Raw genomic sequence first — 17,956 nt, forward strand, 5'->3', positions numbered from 1 at the left:
CTATCAGAGGGCGTCCTTGCCGGTTTCCCCGGTACGAATCCGGATGACCTGTTCCAGCGGAAAGACGAAGACCTTGCCGTCGCCGATCTTGCCGGTGCGCGCCGAGGTCTCGATGGCCTCGATGGCACGGTCCACCAGATCGTCCGCCAGGGCGATCTCGATCTTGACCTTGGGCAGGAAATCGACGACGTATTCGGCGCCGCGATACAGCTCGGTATGGCCCTTCTGGCGGCCGAAACCCTTGATCTCGGTAACGGTGATGCCCTGGACTCCGATGCCGGAGAGGGCTTCGCGTACCTCGTCAAGCTTGAAGGGCTTGATGATTGCAGTGATGAGTTTCATGACGAACCCCACATGGTGATGAATCGAAATGGCTGACCGGCGCGGCCTCCCGGCCGCGCGGGGTCAGAACGCCTTGCTCAGGCCGAGCACCGCGCCGAAGCGGCCGGCGTTCTTGCCCTTGTTGGTGATGACCCAGTCCTTCTTGCTGGTGGTCACCAGCGAAAGCCCCAGGATCCAGCCGTTCAGGTCCTTGGTCACGCCCGCCTTGTAGTCGACGTAGTGGTCCAGGCCGGTCGCGTCGTTCTTCAGCTTCTGGTAGCCGACGTGGGCATTCGCGCCCCAGCCGTCGCCCAGGTCGAAGGCGGCGCCCAGGTCCAGGTAGTAGTTGTTCTTGCTGTTGGGCGCGCCGAAGAAATCGGTCATGCCGTGCGAATACTTCAGCGTGAACGGGCCCCAGCCCACCGCGCCGTACAGCTCGAAGTTGTCGATCGTGCTGCCGTTCAGCTTGGAACCGGGGTAGTAGTAATACAGGCCGCCCACGTCGAAGGCGAAGTCCTCGTACTTGAACTTGTAGCCGCCGTAGAAATCCATCTCCAGGTTGCCGCCGCTGAACAGCTCGCTGGCGACGTTGGAGTTCCAGTTGCCCAGGTAGAAGCCGGACTTGTGGGCGAAATCGAAGCCGCCTTGCATGGCCGGCTTGAGGTTGGTCTGGCTGAAGCCGCGGAAACGGTAGTCGCTGAACAGGCCGGCATTGCCCGTGAAGGTGAAGTCGGGCTCCGGGTCGGCGGCGTAGGCGGTCGAGGTGGCGCACAGGGCCAGGGCGGTCGCAAGCAGGGTCTTTTTCATCTGTCGTTCCAGGGCGGGTTGTCAGCCAGGCGGTCCAGTGCGTGGGTGGCGCAACTGGCGTGGTCACGGGGCCTGCGCGGTCAGGCGGACCCCGGTTGACTGTTACTGAGCATTTCCCGTGCCAGCTTGCTTTCCCCATGGAACGCACCACCCTCGCCCCTTCCGGCGACCCAAGTTGGTGCACATGGGGTGCGCATCCCCGGCGGCCGCACCATGTCGTGGCGCAGGCGTTCGTTCCCGTGCCGGACTACACTGGAGGCCGGCAGCCGACTTAAAGGACAGACACCATGATCAATCGCACCGACTGGTTCGAAGACCTGCAGAAGAACATCTCCGACCTGATCGCCCGCAGCCCGGCGGCCGACATCGAGCGCAACGTCAAGGGATTTCTGGGTCAGACCTTCACCAAGCTGGATCTGATCACCCGCGAGGAATTCGACATCCAGACCGAATTGCTGGCGCGTACGCGGGCCAAGGTGGATGCGCTGGAAGCGCAGGTGCAAGGGTTGGAGGCGCGGGTGATCGCGCTGGAAAATCGTTCGTCACAAGCCTGATGGCAAAAACATAGCGGCGCCACGCGCCGCTGAGTGCCCTGCATCTGCGTCGGAACCCGGGGATCAGAACCACCGCCGCATGAAGGTCGTGCCTTTGAGTTCTTTCAGCACCGGCTTGACCGAGCGGATCAACAGGCCGAAGTCCGAACCCAGCCCGATCATGCCGAACCCCTGATCGCGCCGCTTGAGCGCATCCGCATCGTCCATGGCCATGATGCCGCTGACGATGCCCCTGGCCTGAGCCATTTCCCTGACTTTCAGGATTTCTTCGGCCACCCCCGGAGATTCCCACTGCCCGAGGCAGCCGTGGCTGGCCGACAGATCCGCCGGGCCGAAAAAGATCGCGGGCAGGTCGGGCACCGCGAGGATGTCGGCGGCAGCCTCGATGGCATGCACCGTCTCGATCAGCGGGATCACCATCGTTTCTTCGTTGGCCGTGGCCAGGTATTCGTCCATCCTCAAACCCCAGCGCAGCGCACGTTCGCCGCCGATGCCGCGTATGCCCTGAGGCGGATATTTGCCATAGCGCAGTCCGGTGCGCATTTCCTCGGCCGAGTTCACCAGCGGCAGCAGCACGCCGTCCACCCCCATGTCCAGGCAACGCTTCAGGTAGTCCGGCGTGGTGGCGGGCACCCGCGCCAGCACCGCGGTGCCGCTGCCCTTCGCGGCCCTGGCGTGGTTGGCCACATCCTTGTAATCCAGGGCGCTGTGTTCGAGATCAAGGCAAACCCAGTCCAGGCCAAGCTCGGCGGCGATCTCGGTCACCGCGGGCGTGGGCAGAGTGACCCACAGGCCATAGGCGCCGCGGTTCTCCCGCCAGAGCTGGCGCAAGGGATTGTGATAACGCGTGTCCACGCTGCTGTTCATGAAAGCCCCCTAGGCTGTTTATGAGAGGATACTTGATAAAGTATATAATATACTTTCTATCACTCTACGCCATCCTGCCGCTCATGTCCAAGCTTCCGCTCGCCCCCCGCTCCGTCAGCGATCGGATCCATGAACTTGTGCGGCACGAGATCCTCGGCGGCAAATACCTGCCCGGCGACGTTCTGCGCCAGGACGATCTGGCCGCCCGCTTCGGCGTGAGCAAGATCCCCCTGCGGGAGGCCTTCTCCAGGCTGGAGAGCGAGGGCATGCTGGTCCTGCGCCCGCGCCGCGGCTATGCGGTGGCATCGCTGGATCAGGCGGAGATCGTCGAGATCTTCGAATTGCGGGCATTGATCGAGACCCATGCGGCGCGCCTGGCGGCCGAACACCACCAGGAAGAAGACGCCGGACGGGTAACCCGGCTGGCCGGCGACATGATGGCGCTGGATCGAAACGCCGCCGACTATCACAGCCGGTGGTGCCAATTGAACCGGGACTTCCACGGCGCCATCATCCAGGCCTGCCGTCAGCGGCACGTCATCCGCATGGCGCTGCAATTGCGCGACATCATCGAACCCTACATCCGGCTGGACACGACCATGTCAACCAGCGACGCCGCGGCCGACCGCGAACACAACCAGATCGCCACGGCTTTCGTAGCCCGGAACAGCGGTCTGGTCGGGGCGCTGAGCGCCGCCCACTGCTACCACACACGGGACCGGCTGCTGGCCTCGCTGCGCGCGCAGGGCCGGGCAGCCTGACGCGCTACCAGCCCAGCAGCATGCGCGCCGCCACCATGGCGCCAGTCCCGCAGGCGATGGTCGTCAGTATGTTCCTGCGCCACAGATAACTGAGCAGGCCCACGGCCGCCCCCAGCAGCTTGGCATCCGGGACCGACGCCACGAGTTGGCCATGGGTCATCAGCACCTCGGGTACCACCACCGCCATCAGCGCGGCCAGCGGTGCATAGCGCAAGCCTTCCCGCAGCCAACCCGGCATGGGGATGTCGCGCGCGGGCCAGAGGAACAGGCCGCGACAGACCAGCGTCACGGCCGCCAGGCCCAGGATGGCGATCAGGCTCTCGTGAAAACTCATTTCCGGCCCCTTGGCCTGGCCGCGTCCATGAGCACGCCGGCCGTGACCGCCGCCCCGATGGCGACGAGTATGTTCAACTTCATCGGCAATCCGTAGGCGGCCACCGCGGCGCCCCCCGCGACCACCGCCGCAACGTAGGTAGACGGCCCGCGCAGCAACGGACATGCGAGTCCGAGCAGCGCCATTGTCCCCGCGAACCCCACGCCCCACGACTCGGGCACGGCTTCGCCGATCAGAATGCCGGCAATGGACGACACCTGCCACGTTGCCCAGTTGGTCAACGCGGCTCCCCAGAAATAGCGCACCTGCCCGGGACCCGGCGCCGCCACGGGAAACTTGCGCATGAAGATGACATAGAGCGTGTCGCCCGAAAAGTAGCCGAGCGACAGCCGCCTGGCTCGCGGTAAATGGCCGAAATAGGGACGCCATTGCACGCTGAAGACGACGAAGCGCAGGTTCACGCACAAGGCCGTAGCCCAGATGACCCACAGCGGCGACCCGATGGCGATGAGCGGCAGGACCGCCAATTGCGCCGAGCCGGCAAAAACCAGCAGCGACATCAGGACAGCGACCGGAATCGGCAGGCCGCTGCGCAGCATGGCCACGCCGGCAACCGTGCCCCAGGCCGCGATGCCTATGGCCATGGGCAGATAGTCCCGCACGCCTTGCCAGTAATTCCGGTCGCGCCAGAACGGTCCGTCCACATCGGCGGCCGGCGCCGGTGCGCGGCCGGCACACTTGGTGTGGGCGTCCATCAAGGTATCGCCAAGAGTTGGCGCATCGGCACACCGGGATCGCGAAGCAGCGCCGCCGCCACCCGGGTCTCCCGCTGCATCAGCCGCCGGATCGCCGCCATGTCCTTGGCGGCGTCGAAGGTTGCCGCCCCGAGGATGCGGCCCTCTTCATCGAGCCGATAGCACGAATGAGAGCCCGCCGGCTCGCCGCGCACGATCCATTCCCCCGGCCCCCGAAGGTCGCCGGCGGACTGAATGTTCATGCCGTACTGATCGGACCAGAACCACGGCACCGCGTCATACACCGCCGGGCAGCCCGCCGCGCTGGCGCCCGCCGCGGCAGCCTGGCTTTCCGCCACTTGCCAGGACTCGATCCGTTGCCGGACTCCCGTGCGTCCCACCGGATGGCGGGTGACCTCGCCCGCGCCGAAGATGTGCGGATCGCTGCTGTGGCCGCATTCGTCCACGACCAGCCCGTCGTCCACCTCCAGCCCGGCCTCGGCCGCCAGTTCCGTATTGGGAACAACGCCGATTCCGACGACGGCGAAGTCAGCCTGCACCGTGCCTCGATCCGTCGCAACGACGATGCCGTCACCATCGGGCCCCAGATCCGCGATAGCGGCGCCGAGATGCAAGGCCACGCCTTGCGCGCGATGGCGCGCCTCCACCACAGCCGCCGCCGCGGGCGGAAGGACGCGGGCCAGGACCGTGGGCGCCCGGTCGAACACCGCCACCTCCGCCCCCACCAGCCGCGCGGATGCCGCCACCTCAAGGCCGATGAAGCCCGCGCCGATGACGGCCACGCGCATGCCGGGCCGCAGGCGCCCCCTCAGCGCGGCGGCATCTTCGACGGTCCGCAGGTAGCACAGCCGCCGTCCAAGCGCCTCCCCGCCCGGCCATCGCCGCACGCGCGAGCCGGACGCCAGCACCAATCGGTCGTAGGGGCGAACCTGGCCGTCAGTCGCCTGGACCGTCTTGCGGGCCCGGTCGATCACGGTCGCCCGAACCCCGGTCGCGACAGCGATCCGCGCTTCGGCATAGGCCGCGGCAGCGAACTTGGGGGCGATCGCCGCCGAGCCCGACAAGGCCTCTTTGGATAAGGGTGGCCGTTCGTACGGTAAATGCGCCTCTTCTCCCACTAACTCGATCTCGGCCGTGCGATCGGCCCGGCGTGCGGCGAACGCCGCCACCGCGCCCGCGTGGCCGGCGCCGATCACAAGGATGCGTACCGGCTCGGCACCGGCTCTTGCCTGCCCAGGGATGTCTTTCATGGATTCGCTCCAGGTCTTTTTTGATATTGATACTGTATATCTTATATCGTATACTTTTTTCCAACGCGGTTTTTCGCTGCGGCGAACCCACCATCCATGGAGGAAACCATGCCATCACCCATCAGCCCCGAAATCTGGCCGGCCAGGGACTATTCGCGCGTCCCGTACCGGCTGTACCACGACGCGGCGCTCTATGAAGAAGAGCAGAAGAAGATCTTTCGGGGGCCGGTCTGGTTCGTCCTCGGTTTCGAGGCCGAGGTCCCTAACGTCGGCGATTACCGCGCCACGCAGATCGGAGACACCCCGGTGGTCTTCAGTCGCAATGAAGATGGCACGGTCCGTGCGTTCGTCAACCGCTGCGCCCACCGCGGCGCCGAAGTGGTGCGCTACCCCTCCGGCAATGCCAAGGACTTCACCTGCATCTATCACGCGTGGTGCTACAAGCTGGACGGCGATCTGGTCGGCGTCCCGTTTCGGCGCGGCGCGAACGGCGCCGGCGGCATGCCCAAGGAATTCAACCTGAAGGACCACAACCTCACCAAGATCCGTGTCCGGATCTGGAAGGGGATCGTGTTCGGCACCTATGCCGCGGAAGGCGAAGTCGAGGACCTGGAAACCTATCTCGGCCCCCTCATGTGCGAACACGTGGGCGACCTGATGCGCAAGCCCATCAAGATCCTGGGCTACCAGCGCCAGCGCGTCGCCGCCAACTGGAAGCTCTATCACGAAAACATCCGGGACGCGTACCACGGCAGCCTGCTGCACGAGTTCAACCGCACCTTCGGCATGAGCCGCCTGACCCAGGTCGCAGGCGGCTACATGGACGACAAGCACCGCCACAGCATCCTGTTCCAGTACGCCGGCTCGGACAGCGACGAAGTCGCCCGCGCGGCCTACGCCGAGAACGGCGTGCAACGCGGCGACTACATGACGCTCAACGACTACGGCATCACGCGCCACTTCGTCGAGAACAAGCTCGGCATCAGCACGCGCATCATCTCGGTCTTCCCCAACATATTCTTTCACCAGATCTACAACACGCTGGCGATGCGCCAGCTGCGCACGCTCGGGCCCGGCGAATTCGAACTGGTGTGGACGCTGTTCGGCTACGAGGACGACACGCCGGAACTGACGCAGCACCGCCTGAACCAGGCCAACATGGTCGGCCCGGCCGGCCTGATCTCGATGGAGGACGGCGAAGCGCTGGAGATGGTCCAGCGCTCGACCCAGCCCGATACCGACAAGGCGGGCGTCGTCGAAATGGGCGGCATCGGCGAGATCCGCAGCCTGGACACCCGGGCCCAGGAAGTCACCATCCGTGGCTTCTGGGCGTACTACAGCCAACTGATGGGCCTGGAGCCCGCGGGAGCGCAACGATGAACCTGGAACTACAGGCCCAAGTCTCCGCCTTCGTGCTGCGCACGGCCGTGCTGGTGGACGGCGACGAACTCGAGACCTGGCTGGACTGCTTCCACGAAAACTCCAGCTACATGGTGGTCCCTCGCGAGAACCTCGAGGCGGGCTACGGCATCGGCCTGATGCGTTGCGACAGCAAGGCCCAGCTGCAGGACCGCGTCGCGGTGCTGCGCCACGCCAGCAAATTCAACCCGCATTGGGACCGGCACATCCTGAGCGGCACGGCCATCACGTCGGCCCCGCAGGACGGCGTCGTCAGCACGAGCACCGCCTTCATGGTCGTCCAGACACAGCTCAACGGCACTTCGTCGCTGTTCTGTTCTGGTTCGTACGAAGACGAAATCGAAGTCGGCGCCGAGCCCAGGCTGCGCAAACGGCTGGTCGTGCTGGACACCTTCACGGTCTCCAACTGTCTGGCGACTCCCCTCTGATCCCCAAGGAAACCCCCATGGCCTTTCTTCGCAAGCGTGTCAGTTTCCGCCGCATTCCCGAAGACCGCATCGCGGCCTGGAAGAACGTGGCGACAGCCAGCGCCTCGGACATGATGAACCGCCACGGCTCGATGCATCCCGACATCAAGGCCGTGACCACCGCCGCCCGCATCGTCGGCCAGGCACGCACCGTGCAGTGCACGATGGCGGACAACAGCATCCTGCACTACATCTCGTCCACCGCCGAACCGGGCGAAGTCATCGTCGGCGATTCGGGCGGCATCACCGACCATGCCCTGTGGGGCGGCATCACCACGCTGGAATCCTACCGGCGCGGCGTGGCCGGCCTGGTCCTGGACGGCTCGGTGCGCGATCTGCGCGAATCGCGCGACATCGGCTTTCCGATCTTCTGCCGCGGCATCACGCCGCGCGGACCGCACAAGGCTTTCGGCGGCGCGCTGGACGTGCCCATCGCGTGCGGCGGACAACCCGTCCATCCGGGCGACCTCATCCTGGCCGATGAAGACGGCGTGGTCGTCGTCCCGCTGGAACGGGAAGAAGAGCTGTTCCAGAAAGTGGTCAATTTCCGCCGCGACGAACAGGCCTGGTTCAAGGTGTTGGATACGCCCAAGCCGTTCTACCAGGTGCTGAACATTCCCGAACCCGACTGGATGGATTGACCGCTGGCCATCCCACCACGAGAACAACCATGACCACCACCGTCGAATACGTCAACCCTCCCGGACTTGCCCCCGCCCAGGGCCTCTATTCCCAACTCGGCCTGATCCGCCAGGGCACGCCCTGCCTGGTGGCCGGACAACTGGCCGTCGGCGACGCGGGCGAAGTCGTAGGCGTGAATGACTTCGCCGCGCAGTTCGCCCGTGTCTTCCATAACCTGAAAAGCACCCTCGAGGCCGCTGGCGGCGGCTGCCATTCCATCGCCAAGATGACCACGTTCCTGACCAGCGCCGACTCCATCCCCGAGTTCATGCGACTGCGTGCGGAATTGTTCCCTACCCTGTTTCCCGACGGCGTGTATCCGCCCAACACGCTGCTGATCATCAGCCGCCTGGTCAAGCCCGAGTTCATGCTCGAGGTCGAAGCCGTCGCGGCCCTCTAGCTGGCTTTCCCTTACCCCTTCCCCGCGCGGAGTCTCCCATGAAGAAGCCGAACAGCCGTGTTTCCCGCCGCAGCATGTTGATGATGTCCGCCACCACCCTGGCGGCCTCGGCGGGGTTCGTTCCCGCCCACGCGCAACCCTCGTACCCGAGCAAGCCGGTACGCATCGTCTGTGCCTTTCCTCCCGGGAATGCCTCGGACATCGTGGCTCGCATCCTCGGCGATCAATTGTCCAAGCGCTGGGGCCAGCCGGTAGTCGTGGAGAACCGCCCCGGAGCCTCCGGCATCATCGCCGCCACCGCCGTGCAGCAGGCGCCAGCCGATGGCTACACGCTGCTGATGACGTCGACCTCGTTCATCGTCAACGCCTCGGTAATGAAAAACGTCCCTTACGACGTCAAGAAGGATTTCACAGGGGTCAGCCTGATCAACTCGGTACCGGTGATCCTGCTCGTCAGCAATCGTTTCCCCGCCAAGACCATGGCGCAGTGGGTGGAAGAGGTAAAGCGCCACCCCGGCAAATACACCTATGCGCATCCGGGCGTGGGTACGATCCACAACCTCACCACCAAGCTGCTGCTGCAGAAAACCGGGACGGACGTGGTGGAAGTGCCCTACAAGGGCAGCATGCAGGCACTGACCGACATCATCGGCGGCAGCGGCGACATGATGTTCGAAGCAGCCAACTCCGCCTATACCTTCGTCGAGACCGGCAAGGTCCGCGCGCTGGCGACGTCCGGCCCGGCGCGCTACTACGCGCTGCCCGACGTGCCAACGCTCAAGGAAAGCGGCGTGGATATCAGCGCCGTGGGCTTCACCGCGCTGATTGCACCGGCGGGAACGCCGCGCCAGATCGTCGATTTTCTCAACGGCGAAGTCCAGATCGCGCTGAAGCGGCCCGAGGTCCAGGAAACGCTGAAGAAGTCGGCCATGGAACTCTATCCGCCCATGGATGCGCAATCGGTGCAGGCCTGGCTCGCTAACGAGTCCGACCGCTGGGCCCAGGTCGCGTCCATGGCCAAGATCCCCAAGGAATGAACACACGATGGCCTACCGACCCATCATGTCCAGCGGCGACCTGCCGGAAGGCGAACCGCGTCCGCTTACCCTCGATGGCCAGGAAGTCCTCCTGGTGCGGCACGAAGGTGCGGTGTATGCGATGGGCAACGTCTGCTCGCATGCCTATGCCTTGCTCACCGACGGTTGGTACGAGGACGGATGCGTGGAATGCCCGCTGCACCAGGCGGCCTTCGACGTACGCACCGGCCGGCCCACCTGCGGGCCCGCCACCGCGCCCGTGCCGATCTTCGCCGTGACCGAACGGCATGGCCAGATCATGCTGGACCTGGCCATTCCCGCCCATATAGACACATAGCGAGGATCGTCTGGCCTCGATTCAGGCGGTCAGTGCCACCGCGTTCGTCATGGGGGTGCTGGCCAGCGCTTCCGTATGGCAGACGTGGTCCATCGTGAGCTTTTCCGCAAGGCCTTCGTCCTGGTCGACGATGGCCTGGACGATCGCCTCGTGCTGCTTCATGGAGTCGCGCCGCTGGTCCCAGCTGACGGGCATGAAGTAGCGCCGCATCAGCAGGTCCAGCTTCTCGAGCGATTCCGTCAGCAGGCTGTTCCCGGCCGCCTCGGCAATGGCCATGTGCAGGCGCTTGTTCAGGTCCGTGATCGCATCGAGATCGGCCTTCTCGATCGCCTTCTTGCTTTCGCCGATCAGGCTCTCGAGCTTGGCGAGCTGTTCCGGCGTGCGGCGCGCCGCGGCCAGTTTGGCCGAACGCGGCTCCATCAGCTTGCGCATCTCGAAAATCTCGGACAGCTCCTGCTGCGTGAGCGACCGCACATAGGTGCCCTTGTGCGGCTGCGAGGTCACCCAGCCATCGCTTTCCAGCATGCGCAAAGCCTCGCGGACCGGAATCTTGCTGACCCCGAACCGCGCCGCAAGCTCGTCGATCTTGATCCGGCTACCAGCAGCCAATTCGCCTTTGAGAATCGCTTCCTTGAGGACTCGCTGGACGGCCGAAGGGATGTCTCGCGGCAGGTGCGAGGAGAACAATTCGTCAGTTGCACTGGACATGGCTAGGGAAAGGGAAGGACGGAGAAACGGCACGCGTCCGCCACGGAAAGGGCCGTACGCCTGGCAGACACTTATATACCTTATACATTATAAGTGCACGCCAGCCGCATGCCCAGTTGTCCAGTCCCTATGTGGCGATGCGTTCCTCAGGTAAATACGCTCAGGAATTTCTCGTTCAGCTTGCGATCGTGATAGAAGATGCCCGTGCCCAGCTGGTCGTCGGTCCAGGTAATGACCGGCTTGTCCGGGTACCAGGTGTAGCCGCCCGAGAATACCTCGTTGCGGTTGCCGCTGGGATCGAAGAAATACACCGTCTCGCCCCGCGTGATGCCGTGCCGCGTCGGGCCGATGTCCAGCGACACCCGGCGCTTGGAAATGATGTCGGCCGCCTTCAGCACTTCGCCCCAGTTGTCCAGCAGGAAGGACACATGGTGCAGCTTGTTCTTGACCGGCTGGCGGATGAAGGCCACGTCGTGCGCCTTGTTGGCGCAGCTCAGGAAAGCGCCGATCATCAGCTTGCCGCCGTCGGCCACCACCTGCTCCGACAGGCCGAAGCCCAGCACTTCGGTGAACAACTTGTAGGTGCCGTCCAGGTCGTCGCCATACAGCAGGCAATGGTCGAATGAACGCGGCGCCATGCCTTTCAAGTCGTCCGGCCATGGGTCCGGATTCTGGTAGCCGGTGGCGCAGCCCGTGGCTTCGCGATAGGCATACAGCTCCATCACGTGGCCGGTGGGGATGGTGAAGCGGAAACGCTTGCCGGTCTTGGGATGGTCGCCGGCCTCGATCCAGCTCATGTCGGTGGCCAGTCCGCTGGCCTGCACATCGGCCGACAGTTTCTCCAGCGTCGCTTCCGAATCGACCTTCCAGCCCATGTAGTCCATGCCGGACTCGTCGGCCTCGCGCAGCACGATGCTGTGATGATCCGATTCGTCCCAGCCTTTCAGGAACACGCGCGGGCTGCCGTCGGCGGCCTGATCGCGCATGACTTCCGTCAAGCCTATGGTGTCCACGTAATGCCGCACAGCCGGCTCGAGTTCGAGCACGCGTATGCAGACATGTCCGGGACGCAGCACTCCGGTTATTGCCATGTGAGTCTCCTTCGGGTGTGCAAAAGATGGTCGGGGTCAGAACATGTGGCGCATGCCCACGCGCACCAGGGTCTGGGTCTTGCCGTCGGACGGGCCGTTCATGCCGGCGATCCAGGCAGTGGCGCCGGGCGCGCCTCCGGCGCGCTGGTAGACCAGGGCCGCGTAGGCATCGGTGCGCTTGGACAGCGCGTAGCCCAGCGTGGCGCTGGCCTGGTGGGCATGCACCTTGTTCAGGGTGGCGTTGGCCCACTGGTATTGGTAATCCAGCAGCAGCGTGGTGCTGGCCGCCACCGGCAGGGTCGTGCCGACCTGCGCCACCTGCACCGACCCGCCGGTGAAGGTGTTGCGCGTGTTGGTGTACAGCGCGTTCAACACGGCGGCGCCGAGCTGGTACCGGCCGCCCAGGCCCCAGGTGCGGATGCCGTCGTTGCCGTTGTTGATGGCCGGATTGCGCGCATCGGTAATGGCGGCCGTCAACGCGAAGGGGCCGCGCGCATAGGACAGGCCGGCGCTGTAGGTGCGGCCCTGCCCCATGCTGCCCGGTTGTTCGCCGAAGCCGTACAGCGCGCCGAAAGTGAAGCCGCTGTAGTTGGCGCTGGTGAACTTCACCGAATTGTCGACCCGCTTGGCGCCGGCCACGCCGTCGAAGTCCATCGCCCCGCCCGGCATGCCGGGCACGCCCAGTCCGCCGAAGGGTCCCAGCCGCAAGTTGTAGAGGCCGATCATCGGGAAGGACGGCCCGTAGCGGCCCGGCCCCAGCATGTCGAAGCTGAAGTCGTACTGCTTGCCCAGGGTCAACGTGCCCCAGGACGGCGAACTCAGGCCGACGTAGGCCTGGCGGCCGAACAACGGTCCGACGCTGGCGCCGTTGTCGGCGGCGAACTGGCCTTCCAGCATGAACACCGCCTTCATGTCGCCGCCCAGCGCCTCGCTGCCGCGCAGGCCGAACAGGTTGGGCGACAGCAGGCCCGTGTCCATGGACCAGGAATTGTGTCCGCCGTGGTTGGACAGGTAGTTCACGCCGGCGTCGACGATGCCGTACAGCGTGGTGGTGCTTTGCGCCATGACCGGGGTGGCGCAGGTCAGTGCCAGGGGAAGCAGGAGTCTCGCGGTTTTCATCGTTATGGTTGCTCGTCGGAGGTTGAAATGGGACGCCCCTCCTCCAGGACGTCCCGGGAAAGATGCCGGGTCATGCAGCGGCGCATGCGGTCCAGCGCCTGGATCTCGATGTCGCCGCGCGGCATGACGCGGCAGGCCAGCACCACGCCCGCCGCTTCTTCCTCGGCGCTGACGCAGCCGCGGCTCATCTTGGCGGCCAGGTAGGCGCCGCGCACGATGCGGCTCTTGCAGACGCCGCAGCCGCCGCCGCGGCAGCCCACCGGAATGCCCTTGCGGCCCAATGCCTCCATGCCGGCCAGCAGGGTCTGCGACGGCGCGCAGCGGTAGCGCTCGCCGGTATCCAGGATGTGGACCTCGTGGGTGTCCGCGTCCACGGGATTCAGATCGCCTTGAACAACGGACTGCGGCGGCCTTCCTGCGCTTGCGCCGCGGTCAGGAATTTCTCGACGTGGATGTCGCGCTCGAACAGCCGGCCCTGCATCAGCGTCGCGATGCAGGCCTCGATCATGGGCGGCGGCCCGCACAGGTAGGCCTTGTGGCCACGGAAATCCGCGCGCCCGTCCTGGCCCGCGTACAGCCGCGCCAGCACCTCGTGCACGAAACCGGTCTCGCACCGCCCTGCCCCGTCGTGCGCATCGGACAGCGCCGGCACGTAGCGGAAATTGGCGTGCTTCGCGGCCAATTCCTCGAACCAGTCCGAGCAATACAGCTCGCCCGCGTGGCGCGCGCCGTGGATCAGCGTGATGGGCTGTTCGCAGCCCTCGGCCAGCAGCTCGGCAATCATCGACTTGGGACTGGACAGCCCCGAGCCGCCGGCCAGGAAGATCATCGGCACCTGCGCCGACTTGCGCACGTAGAAGCGCCCGAACGGCGCCGACAGAGGCAGGTACTCGCCCTCGCGCAGGTGCTCGTGGATGTAGCCCGTGGCCGCGCCGCCCTCGACCTTGCGCACGTGCAACTCCACCACGTTCTCGCCCGGCGCGTTGGCCAGCGAGAACGCGCGCCGGCCTTCCACGCCGGGCACCGCCAGGTTGGCGTACTGCCCGGCCTGGAAGCGCACCGGCCGGTCGGTGCGCAGCCACACCCCCTTGATGGTGGGCGTCAGATCGCGCAGCGCCACCACCTCGCCCACGTAGTCCTCCAGCGGCAGGTACTGCGCGTCGGGCTCCTCGTCGACATCGGCCTCGATCATCAGGTCGGCCTCGGGCATGGCGCAGCACGCCAGGCAATGCCCCTCGTCGCGCTCGAAATCCATCAGCGCGAAACTGCTGGCCGCGCCGTGGTCCACCTCGCCGTCCCGCACTTGCACCTTGCACGTGCCGCACAGACCGTGGCCGCAGGCATGCGGCAGCCAGATGCCGTTACGCAGGCAGGCGTCCAGCACGGTCTGGCCGGGCTCGATGTCTATGGTCTGGCCCAGCGGCTCGATGGTGAGTTGGTAACTCATATGCTGCTCCTACGTATCCTACGAATGGCTGCCGCCTATGCCGTCCAGGCCTGGCGTGCGCAGGCGTATGGCGGACTTGTGCACCAGGCCGTTGTCGGCCAGGCTCCTGGCCGGATCCGGCTTCCACGGCTGGCCGCCGTGCTCCCACCGCGCCGCCGACCAATCGATGCGGGCGAAATCGGGATGGGCGCCATAAATACCGGGCAGCACCTCGTCGACCAGCGCCGCGAAAGGCATGTCCGGCGGCACCGGCAGGCACACCGGCGAGCAGAACATCATGTGGCCGTCCCAGTTGATGTACAGCAGCCGGTTGCCGCCGAACTTGTCCTCGGTATCCTGGACGGGGCCGGCATAGCCGGGTTCGAGCGCGATGACAGGCATGTTCGTCTCCTAGAGTTTGCTTACGCGACCTGCTTTTCCGGCGTGTCGCCGCCGGTCCAGCGGTCCCAGTTGCGCCGGTCGGCCGAGGTGTCGAAATCGCCGTTGTCCTCGCCCGCCTTCAGGTGGTACCAGTCCAGCACCTCGGGCACCGTGGCGCCGCCGCAGTTGCCCTGGAAGATCTGGTGCACCGGCAGCCAGGCCTGCACGTACTTCTCGGGTTCGCCCTCGAACACGTCCTTGCAGCCGTCCGAGCAAAAGTGGTACTTCATGCCGTGATAGGTGGTCTCGCGCATGCAGATGCGCGTCGGATCGTCCGGCTCAGTGAAGGCCATGGGGATCTGGCAGATCTGGCACAGCATGGGCAGCGCGTTGTTGTAGAAGCGCTTGCCGTCCTGCGCTTCGCGGTCCCAATGCTCCAGGCGCGGGCGGTACAGGCGGTCGAAGCTGGCCGGGTACTTCTCCGACAGCCAGGCCATCTCGTCCGGCCGCGGAATCCAGGTGTGGATCGCCGCCGCGTGGGTGTAGTTGTAGAAAATGCCCCAGGCCTGGTGCGAGATGTGGTCCTTCTCCTTGCGCGCCTGCTCGTGGTACTTGGGCATGCGGATGCCATAGCGCGCCAGGTCCTGGAACAGCGCGCCGCCGTTTTTCTCGAAATAGATCTCCCAGGCTTCCGACCACGACATCACGCGCTTGGGCAGCATGTAGTCCATCATCATCGCCACCAGCGTCAACAGCCGATAGCCGCGCCAGAACCACTTGTCTATCCACTTCTGCACGATGGGCAGGTTGTCCGGATCCTGTTCCAGCAGGAACTTCACGATCTCCAGCCCCAGCGTCATGTGACGCGACTCGTCGCTTTGCGCCGAGAAACCGAACGTGACCGTGGCCATGTCGCCGTTGAACGCCGCGCCGCTCATGAACGGCATGAACAGCAGATTCGTCAGCACGTACTCGAACGAGAACGAAATCGCCGTCACGAACTCGAACGGCCCCGCCGACATCGCATCGTCGAAATACGACTTCGGCACCGACAGATACCAGACCCGGTCGTGCATGTGCTTGAAGTCATGCAGCCCGTTGAAATACTTGTTGTAGTGGCTGATCGTGTGGATCTGCGTCTGCGAATGCCGCAGCTCGTCGATCGACTGCATCTGGCACGCGATGCGCGCCCCCACCCCGCGGAAATTGCGTCCCGCCATCGCATAGCCCCGGTGCGCCGCGTACTCCAGCGGGCTCACCCCTTGCAGGAACAGCTTGATCGCATTGATGTAGCGCGCGTCGGTCACGTTGAACTGACCGTTGTTCTGCGCGAAGGCATCGATAATGGCGTAGAGCTTGCGCTCCTTCTCGCCCTGGAACTTCCAGTACGCATCCATCGTCAGGCGGAACGGGTCCTCCCACTTGTCCCAGTCGTGCACCTTGATGCCCTCGAACCTGTCGTAGGGGAACACCTTGTCCATCGGCTGGTAGCTGGTTTCCCAGCCCAGGTCGCGGGTCAACAGCGCGTAGCGCTCCTTCAGGCCCAGCTTGCGCGCGGGCGTCGATGTGGTCATGTGCGTCTCCGTTTCTTGCTTGATGGGGAATGGCATCCAGGGGCCTAGCGATGCCAGGCCAGCGTGAACTCGTCGTCCGTCTCGTCGACGTTTCCCGACAGCGAAATCAGGTTCACGTGCAGCTCCTGCGGGTCCCAGTCGCGGCCCAGCCGCTCTTCCACCGAGGCGCGCCGGATCACCAGCGAATCCGGCGCGTCGATCTTCACCATGGCCGGGAAGTCCTGGCGCTGCGCGCGCGGGTTGTCCTCCAGGATCGCGTCGATGATGCTGCGGGTGTCGTCATTGGCCTGGAAGGCGATGAATACGTTTTGAGACATGGCGGTTCCTTGCTTGATAAAGGTTCGGGTCACACGGCGACCTGGCACTTCGCGGCGCGCTGGCGCAGCACCGACACCGCCTCGTCCAACTGCGCGGCACCTTGCGCGCCGAAGGCAACGGCCGCCCACGGCGCCAGCGCCTCCTTGCTCCGCGCCACCCAGTCCTTCACCCACCCGGACAACAACGCCGCGTTCTCCGGGGATTCCTCGGCCGCCGTCTTCATGCAGGCATCCACCCAGCGCAGGTTCTCGCCATGCCAGTCGCGCATGAACTCCACGCTCATCCCGAAACCATTGCCCGTGGCCGCCGACAACTCCCGCTCCAGCGCCTGGAACACCAGCGGATACACCAGCCCGTCCAGCACCAGGTCCTGCGCCACGAACACCTCGAACCAGTCCTTCGTCACGAACAGGTTCTCCATCTCGCGCCGCAGCCCCTGCCACTCCGGTGAGCCCAGCCAATGCTGCTTCGCCCGCGCCAGCGACGCGCCCTGATTGCCATCCAGCAACAGCCCGATGCGGCTCAGGTACTGCGCCAGCCCCAGCCGGTCCATGCTCTGGTACTGCGCCGCCTGCGTGATCGCCGCGCCATACCCATAGGCCGTCACATAACAGTTGTTCATATTCGCGCCCCACTCGTAGTGACGCAGCGGCAGCACCAGCTCCTCGATACGCTGCCGCACCTCGCCCGGCGCCTCGCGCAGCAGGCCGCGCCTGTCCACGAACTCCAGCGCGCTTTCCTGCGCCTCCTGCTGCCGCGCGCGGGCCTGCGTGTACGTGCCGTAGTAGTAATGGCGCGGATCCTTGAACGCGTACCAATCCCGCATCACCACCGCCGTGCGGCGCGTGTCGTATAGCTCGAACCCCGGCTCCCACAACGGCCGGTAGTGGAAATTCACCTCCGGCTGCAGGTCATAGGTCGCCTCCTGATAGCGCGACGCCGGCTTATCCGCGCCGAAGCGGCGCGCGATATGGGAAAACGTCTGGCGAATCGGACGGATGTCGGAAGTCTTGATATCGACTTGCATGGCTGGGTCTCGTCGGAAGGGAAAAAGGGAAGGCGGCTACTCGGCCACGCCGGGCGATCCGTAGCGCCACTTCATGCGCTCCAGGTCCAGGCGGGCCGCTTCTTCCGCGCCCACCATCCGCACGCGGTTGCGGCGGCAGAACTCCTGGAATTGGGGAAACTCCAGCACCAGCTCCACGGCCAGCTCCGGATCGCCTATCGAGAACTCGAACTCGACGTAGCGGCTTTCCAGCAGACCCAGGACGCGGACATAGCGGGAGGGATGCGGTGGGATGCCGGCGGCGGTTGCATCCATGGGCGTGTCTCCATGGGGCGTGATGCCC

General features: G+C 65.3%; 24 protein-coding genes. 8 read left to right on the forward strand and 16 right to left on the reverse strand.

Features of this window, described 5'->3' with window-relative positions; genetic code table 11:
* Nucleotides 1-3: 3 nt before the first annotated feature.
* Together glnK and EGT29_RS26450 are read right to left on the reverse strand one after the other, a co-directional pair.
* Nucleotides 4-342: a P-II family nitrogen regulator gene (glnK, locus tag EGT29_RS26445; protein ID WP_124691795.1), complete on the reverse strand. Its 339-nt coding sequence runs from the start codon at nt 340-342 to the stop codon at nt 4-6.
* A gap of 63 nt (nt 343-405) precedes the next feature.
* Entirely contained in the window at nt 406-1,128 is a 723-nt protein-coding gene (locus EGT29_RS26450) for a TorF family putative porin (RefSeq protein ID WP_124691796.1), read from the reverse strand.
* A gap of 287 nt (nt 1,129-1,415) precedes the next feature.
* Between EGT29_RS26450 and EGT29_RS26455 the strand changes: the two genes are divergently transcribed.
* The gene (locus EGT29_RS26455) at nt 1,416-1,682 is read left to right on the forward strand and encodes an accessory factor UbiK family protein (RefSeq protein ID WP_124691797.1); all 267 of its coding nucleotides are present in this window, start codon (nt 1,416-1,418) and stop codon (nt 1,680-1,682) included.
* A gap of 63 nt (nt 1,683-1,745) precedes the next feature.
* Here the strand turns inward: EGT29_RS26455 and EGT29_RS26460 are convergent, their stop codons facing one another.
* Nucleotides 1,746-2,549 carry an HpcH/HpaI aldolase/citrate lyase family protein gene (locus EGT29_RS26460; protein WP_124691798.1) on the reverse strand — a complete coding sequence of 268 codons (804 nt, stop codon included), beginning with the start codon at nt 2,547-2,549 and terminating at the stop codon, nt 1,746-1,748.
* A gap of 83 nt (nt 2,550-2,632) precedes the next feature.
* Between EGT29_RS26460 and EGT29_RS26465 the strand changes: the two genes are divergently transcribed.
* Nucleotides 2,633-3,310 (forward strand): GntR family transcriptional regulator, encoded by a 678-nt coding sequence (locus EGT29_RS26465; RefSeq protein ID WP_255465715.1) that lies wholly within the window; start codon nt 2,633-2,635, stop codon nt 3,308-3,310.
* A 4-nt stretch (nt 3,311-3,314) separates the two neighbouring features.
* Here the strand turns inward: EGT29_RS26465 and EGT29_RS26470 are convergent, their stop codons facing one another.
* From EGT29_RS26470 to EGT29_RS26480, 3 genes are all read right to left on the reverse strand, one after another.
* Entirely contained in the window at nt 3,315-3,644 is a 330-nt protein-coding gene (locus EGT29_RS26470; RefSeq protein ID WP_124691800.1) for an AzlD domain-containing protein, read from the reverse strand.
* Complete coding sequence (locus EGT29_RS26475; RefSeq protein WP_124692526.1) at nt 3,641-4,288, reverse strand: AzlC family ABC transporter permease; 648 nt, start codon at nt 4,286-4,288, stop codon at nt 3,641-3,643. The genes EGT29_RS26470 and EGT29_RS26475 overlap by 4 nt, the downstream gene beginning before the upstream one ends.
* Before the next feature lie 110 nt (nt 4,289-4,398).
* Entirely contained in the window at nt 4,399-5,649 is a 1,251-nt protein-coding gene (locus EGT29_RS26480) for an NAD(P)/FAD-dependent oxidoreductase (protein WP_124691801.1), read from the reverse strand.
* A 108-nt stretch (nt 5,650-5,757) separates the two neighbouring features.
* On the opposite strand from EGT29_RS26480, the gene EGT29_RS26485 reads away from it, so the two are divergent.
* Genes EGT29_RS26485 through EGT29_RS26510 form a run of 6 tightly spaced genes read left to right on the forward strand, consistent with a single transcriptional unit; the run spans nt 5,758 to nt 9,990 of the window.
* Nucleotides 5,758-7,029, forward strand: coding sequence for a Rieske 2Fe-2S domain-containing protein (locus tag EGT29_RS26485; RefSeq protein ID WP_161567992.1), 1,272 nt, complete (start codon nt 5,758-5,760; stop codon nt 7,027-7,029).
* Nucleotides 7,026-7,496, forward strand: coding sequence for an aromatic-ring-hydroxylating dioxygenase subunit beta (locus EGT29_RS26490; RefSeq protein WP_124691803.1), 471 nt, complete (start codon nt 7,026-7,028; stop codon nt 7,494-7,496). The genes EGT29_RS26485 and EGT29_RS26490 overlap by 4 nt, the downstream gene beginning before the upstream one ends.
* Before the next feature lie 17 nt (nt 7,497-7,513).
* Nucleotides 7,514-8,176, forward strand: a complete 663-nt coding sequence (locus EGT29_RS26495) for an RraA family protein (protein WP_124691804.1) — start codon at nt 7,514-7,516, stop codon at nt 8,174-8,176.
* Nucleotides 8,177-8,205: 29 nt separating this feature from the next.
* A complete protein-coding gene (locus EGT29_RS26500; RefSeq protein WP_124691805.1) occupies nt 8,206-8,616 on the forward strand; it encodes a RidA family protein in 411 nt (136 codons plus the stop codon).
* Nucleotides 8,617-8,654: 38 nt separating this feature from the next.
* On the forward strand, nt 8,655-9,653 hold the full coding sequence (locus tag EGT29_RS26505) for a tripartite tricarboxylate transporter substrate binding protein (protein WP_124691806.1): 999 nt from the start codon (nt 8,655-8,657) through the stop codon (nt 9,651-9,653).
* A 7-nt stretch (nt 9,654-9,660) separates the two neighbouring features.
* The gene (locus EGT29_RS26510; RefSeq protein ID WP_124691807.1) at nt 9,661-9,990 is read left to right on the forward strand and encodes a non-heme iron oxygenase ferredoxin subunit; all 330 of its coding nucleotides are present in this window, start codon (nt 9,661-9,663) and stop codon (nt 9,988-9,990) included.
* A 21-nt stretch (nt 9,991-10,011) separates the two neighbouring features.
* On the opposite strand, the gene EGT29_RS26515 is transcribed toward EGT29_RS26510, so the two are convergent.
* From EGT29_RS26515 to EGT29_RS26560, 10 genes are all read right to left on the reverse strand, one after another.
* Nucleotides 10,012-10,698, reverse strand: coding sequence for a GntR family transcriptional regulator (locus EGT29_RS26515; protein ID WP_124691808.1), 687 nt, complete (start codon nt 10,696-10,698; stop codon nt 10,012-10,014).
* A gap of 146 nt (nt 10,699-10,844) precedes the next feature.
* Nucleotides 10,845-11,789 carry a catechol 2,3-dioxygenase gene (locus EGT29_RS26520; RefSeq protein WP_124691809.1) on the reverse strand — a complete coding sequence of 315 codons (945 nt, stop codon included), beginning with the start codon at nt 11,787-11,789 and terminating at the stop codon, nt 10,845-10,847.
* A 36-nt stretch (nt 11,790-11,825) separates the two neighbouring features.
* On the reverse strand, nt 11,826-12,908 hold the full coding sequence (locus EGT29_RS26525; protein WP_124691810.1) for a porin: 1,083 nt from the start codon (nt 12,906-12,908) through the stop codon (nt 11,826-11,828).
* Nucleotides 12,909-12,910: 2 nt separating this feature from the next.
* A complete protein-coding gene (locus EGT29_RS26530; protein WP_192901778.1) occupies nt 12,911-13,282 on the reverse strand; it encodes a 2Fe-2S iron-sulfur cluster-binding protein in 372 nt (123 codons plus the stop codon).
* A gap of 5 nt (nt 13,283-13,287) precedes the next feature.
* Entirely contained in the window at nt 13,288-14,355 is a 1,068-nt protein-coding gene (locus EGT29_RS26535) for an NADH:ubiquinone reductase (Na(+)-transporting) subunit F (protein ID WP_124691811.1), read from the reverse strand.
* Between the two features lie 18 nt (nt 14,356-14,373).
* Nucleotides 14,374-14,736 (reverse strand): phenol hydroxylase subunit P4, encoded by a 363-nt coding sequence (locus EGT29_RS26540; RefSeq protein ID WP_124691812.1) that lies wholly within the window; start codon nt 14,734-14,736, stop codon nt 14,374-14,376.
* A 20-nt stretch (nt 14,737-14,756) separates the two neighbouring features.
* Nucleotides 14,757-16,289: an aromatic/alkene/methane monooxygenase hydroxylase/oxygenase subunit alpha gene (locus EGT29_RS26545; RefSeq protein ID WP_124691813.1), complete on the reverse strand. Its 1,533-nt coding sequence runs from the start codon at nt 16,287-16,289 to the stop codon at nt 14,757-14,759.
* Nucleotides 16,290-16,333: 44 nt separating this feature from the next.
* Nucleotides 16,334-16,606 (reverse strand): MmoB/DmpM family protein, encoded by a 273-nt coding sequence (locus EGT29_RS26550; protein ID WP_124691814.1) that lies wholly within the window; start codon nt 16,604-16,606, stop codon nt 16,334-16,336.
* Nucleotides 16,607-16,635: 29 nt separating this feature from the next.
* Complete coding sequence (locus tag EGT29_RS26555; RefSeq protein ID WP_124691815.1) at nt 16,636-17,634, reverse strand: aromatic/alkene monooxygenase hydroxylase subunit beta; 999 nt, start codon at nt 17,632-17,634, stop codon at nt 16,636-16,638.
* A gap of 36 nt (nt 17,635-17,670) precedes the next feature.
* A complete protein-coding gene (locus EGT29_RS26560; RefSeq protein ID WP_124691816.1) occupies nt 17,671-17,928 on the reverse strand; it encodes a phenol hydroxylase subunit in 258 nt (85 codons plus the stop codon).
* Nucleotides 17,929-17,956: the final 28 nt, after the last annotated feature.

Origin of the sequence: Pigmentiphaga sp. H8, from assembly GCF_003854895.1 — a bacterium.
Lineage (GTDB): Bacteria > Pseudomonadota > Gammaproteobacteria > Burkholderiales > Burkholderiaceae_B > Pigmentiphaga.

Bases quoted from the DNA above. Each gene is read 5' to 3' on its own strand.
- EGT29_RS26560 (WP_124691816.1), bottom strand. From the start codon at position 17,928: ATGGATGCAACCGCCGCCGGCATCCCACCGCATCCCTCCCGCTATGTC.
- EGT29_RS26515 (WP_124691808.1), bottom strand. From the start codon at position 10,698: ATGTCCAGTGCAACTGACGAATTGTTCTCCTCGCACCTGCCGCGAGAC.
- EGT29_RS26555 (WP_124691815.1), bottom strand. From the start codon at position 17,634: ATGCAAGTCGATATCAAGACTTCCGACATCCGTCCGATTCGCCAGACG.
- EGT29_RS26510 (WP_124691807.1), top strand. From the start codon at position 9,661: ATGGCCTACCGACCCATCATGTCCAGCGGCGACCTGCCGGAAGGCGAA.
- EGT29_RS26470 (WP_124691800.1), bottom strand. From the start codon at position 3,644: ATGAGTTTTCACGAGAGCCTGATCGCCATCCTGGGCCTGGCGGCCGTG.
- EGT29_RS26455 (WP_124691797.1), top strand. From the start codon at position 1,416: ATGATCAATCGCACCGACTGGTTCGAAGACCTGCAGAAGAACATCTCC.
- EGT29_RS26500 (WP_124691805.1), top strand. From the start codon at position 8,206: ATGACCACCACCGTCGAATACGTCAACCCTCCCGGACTTGCCCCCGCC.
- EGT29_RS26490 (WP_124691803.1), top strand. From the start codon at position 7,026: ATGAACCTGGAACTACAGGCCCAAGTCTCCGCCTTCGTGCTGCGCACG.
- EGT29_RS26495 (WP_124691804.1), top strand. From the start codon at position 7,514: ATGGCCTTTCTTCGCAAGCGTGTCAGTTTCCGCCGCATTCCCGAAGAC.
- EGT29_RS26520 (WP_124691809.1), bottom strand. From the start codon at position 11,789: ATGGCAATAACCGGAGTGCTGCGTCCCGGACATGTCTGCATACGCGTG.
- glnK (WP_124691795.1), bottom strand. From the start codon at position 342: ATGAAACTCATCACTGCAATCATCAAGCCCTTCAAGCTTGACGAGGTA.
- EGT29_RS26480 (WP_124691801.1), bottom strand. From the start codon at position 5,649: ATGAAAGACATCCCTGGGCAGGCAAGAGCCGGTGCCGAGCCGGTACGC.
- EGT29_RS26485 (WP_161567992.1), top strand. From the start codon at position 5,758: ATGCCATCACCCATCAGCCCCGAAATCTGGCCGGCCAGGGACTATTCG.
- EGT29_RS26475 (WP_124692526.1), bottom strand. From the start codon at position 4,288: ATGGCCATAGGCATCGCGGCCTGGGGCACGGTTGCCGGCGTGGCCATG.
- EGT29_RS26525 (WP_124691810.1), bottom strand. From the start codon at position 12,908: ATGAAAACCGCGAGACTCCTGCTTCCCCTGGCACTGACCTGCGCCACC.
- EGT29_RS26465 (WP_255465715.1), top strand. From the start codon at position 2,633: ATGTCCAAGCTTCCGCTCGCCCCCCGCTCCGTCAGCGATCGGATCCAT.
- EGT29_RS26550 (WP_124691814.1), bottom strand. From the start codon at position 16,606: ATGTCTCAAAACGTATTCATCGCCTTCCAGGCCAATGACGACACCCGC.
- EGT29_RS26545 (WP_124691813.1), bottom strand. From the start codon at position 16,289: ATGACCACATCGACGCCCGCGCGCAAGCTGGGCCTGAAGGAGCGCTAC.
- EGT29_RS26540 (WP_124691812.1), bottom strand. From the start codon at position 14,736: ATGCCTGTCATCGCGCTCGAACCCGGCTATGCCGGCCCCGTCCAGGAT.
- EGT29_RS26450 (WP_124691796.1), bottom strand. From the start codon at position 1,128: ATGAAAAAGACCCTGCTTGCGACCGCCCTGGCCCTGTGCGCCACCTCG.
- EGT29_RS26535 (WP_124691811.1), bottom strand. From the start codon at position 14,355: ATGAGTTACCAACTCACCATCGAGCCGCTGGGCCAGACCATAGACATC.
- EGT29_RS26460 (WP_124691798.1), bottom strand. From the start codon at position 2,549: ATGAACAGCAGCGTGGACACGCGTTATCACAATCCCTTGCGCCAGCTC.
- EGT29_RS26505 (WP_124691806.1), top strand. From the start codon at position 8,655: ATGAAGAAGCCGAACAGCCGTGTTTCCCGCCGCAGCATGTTGATGATG.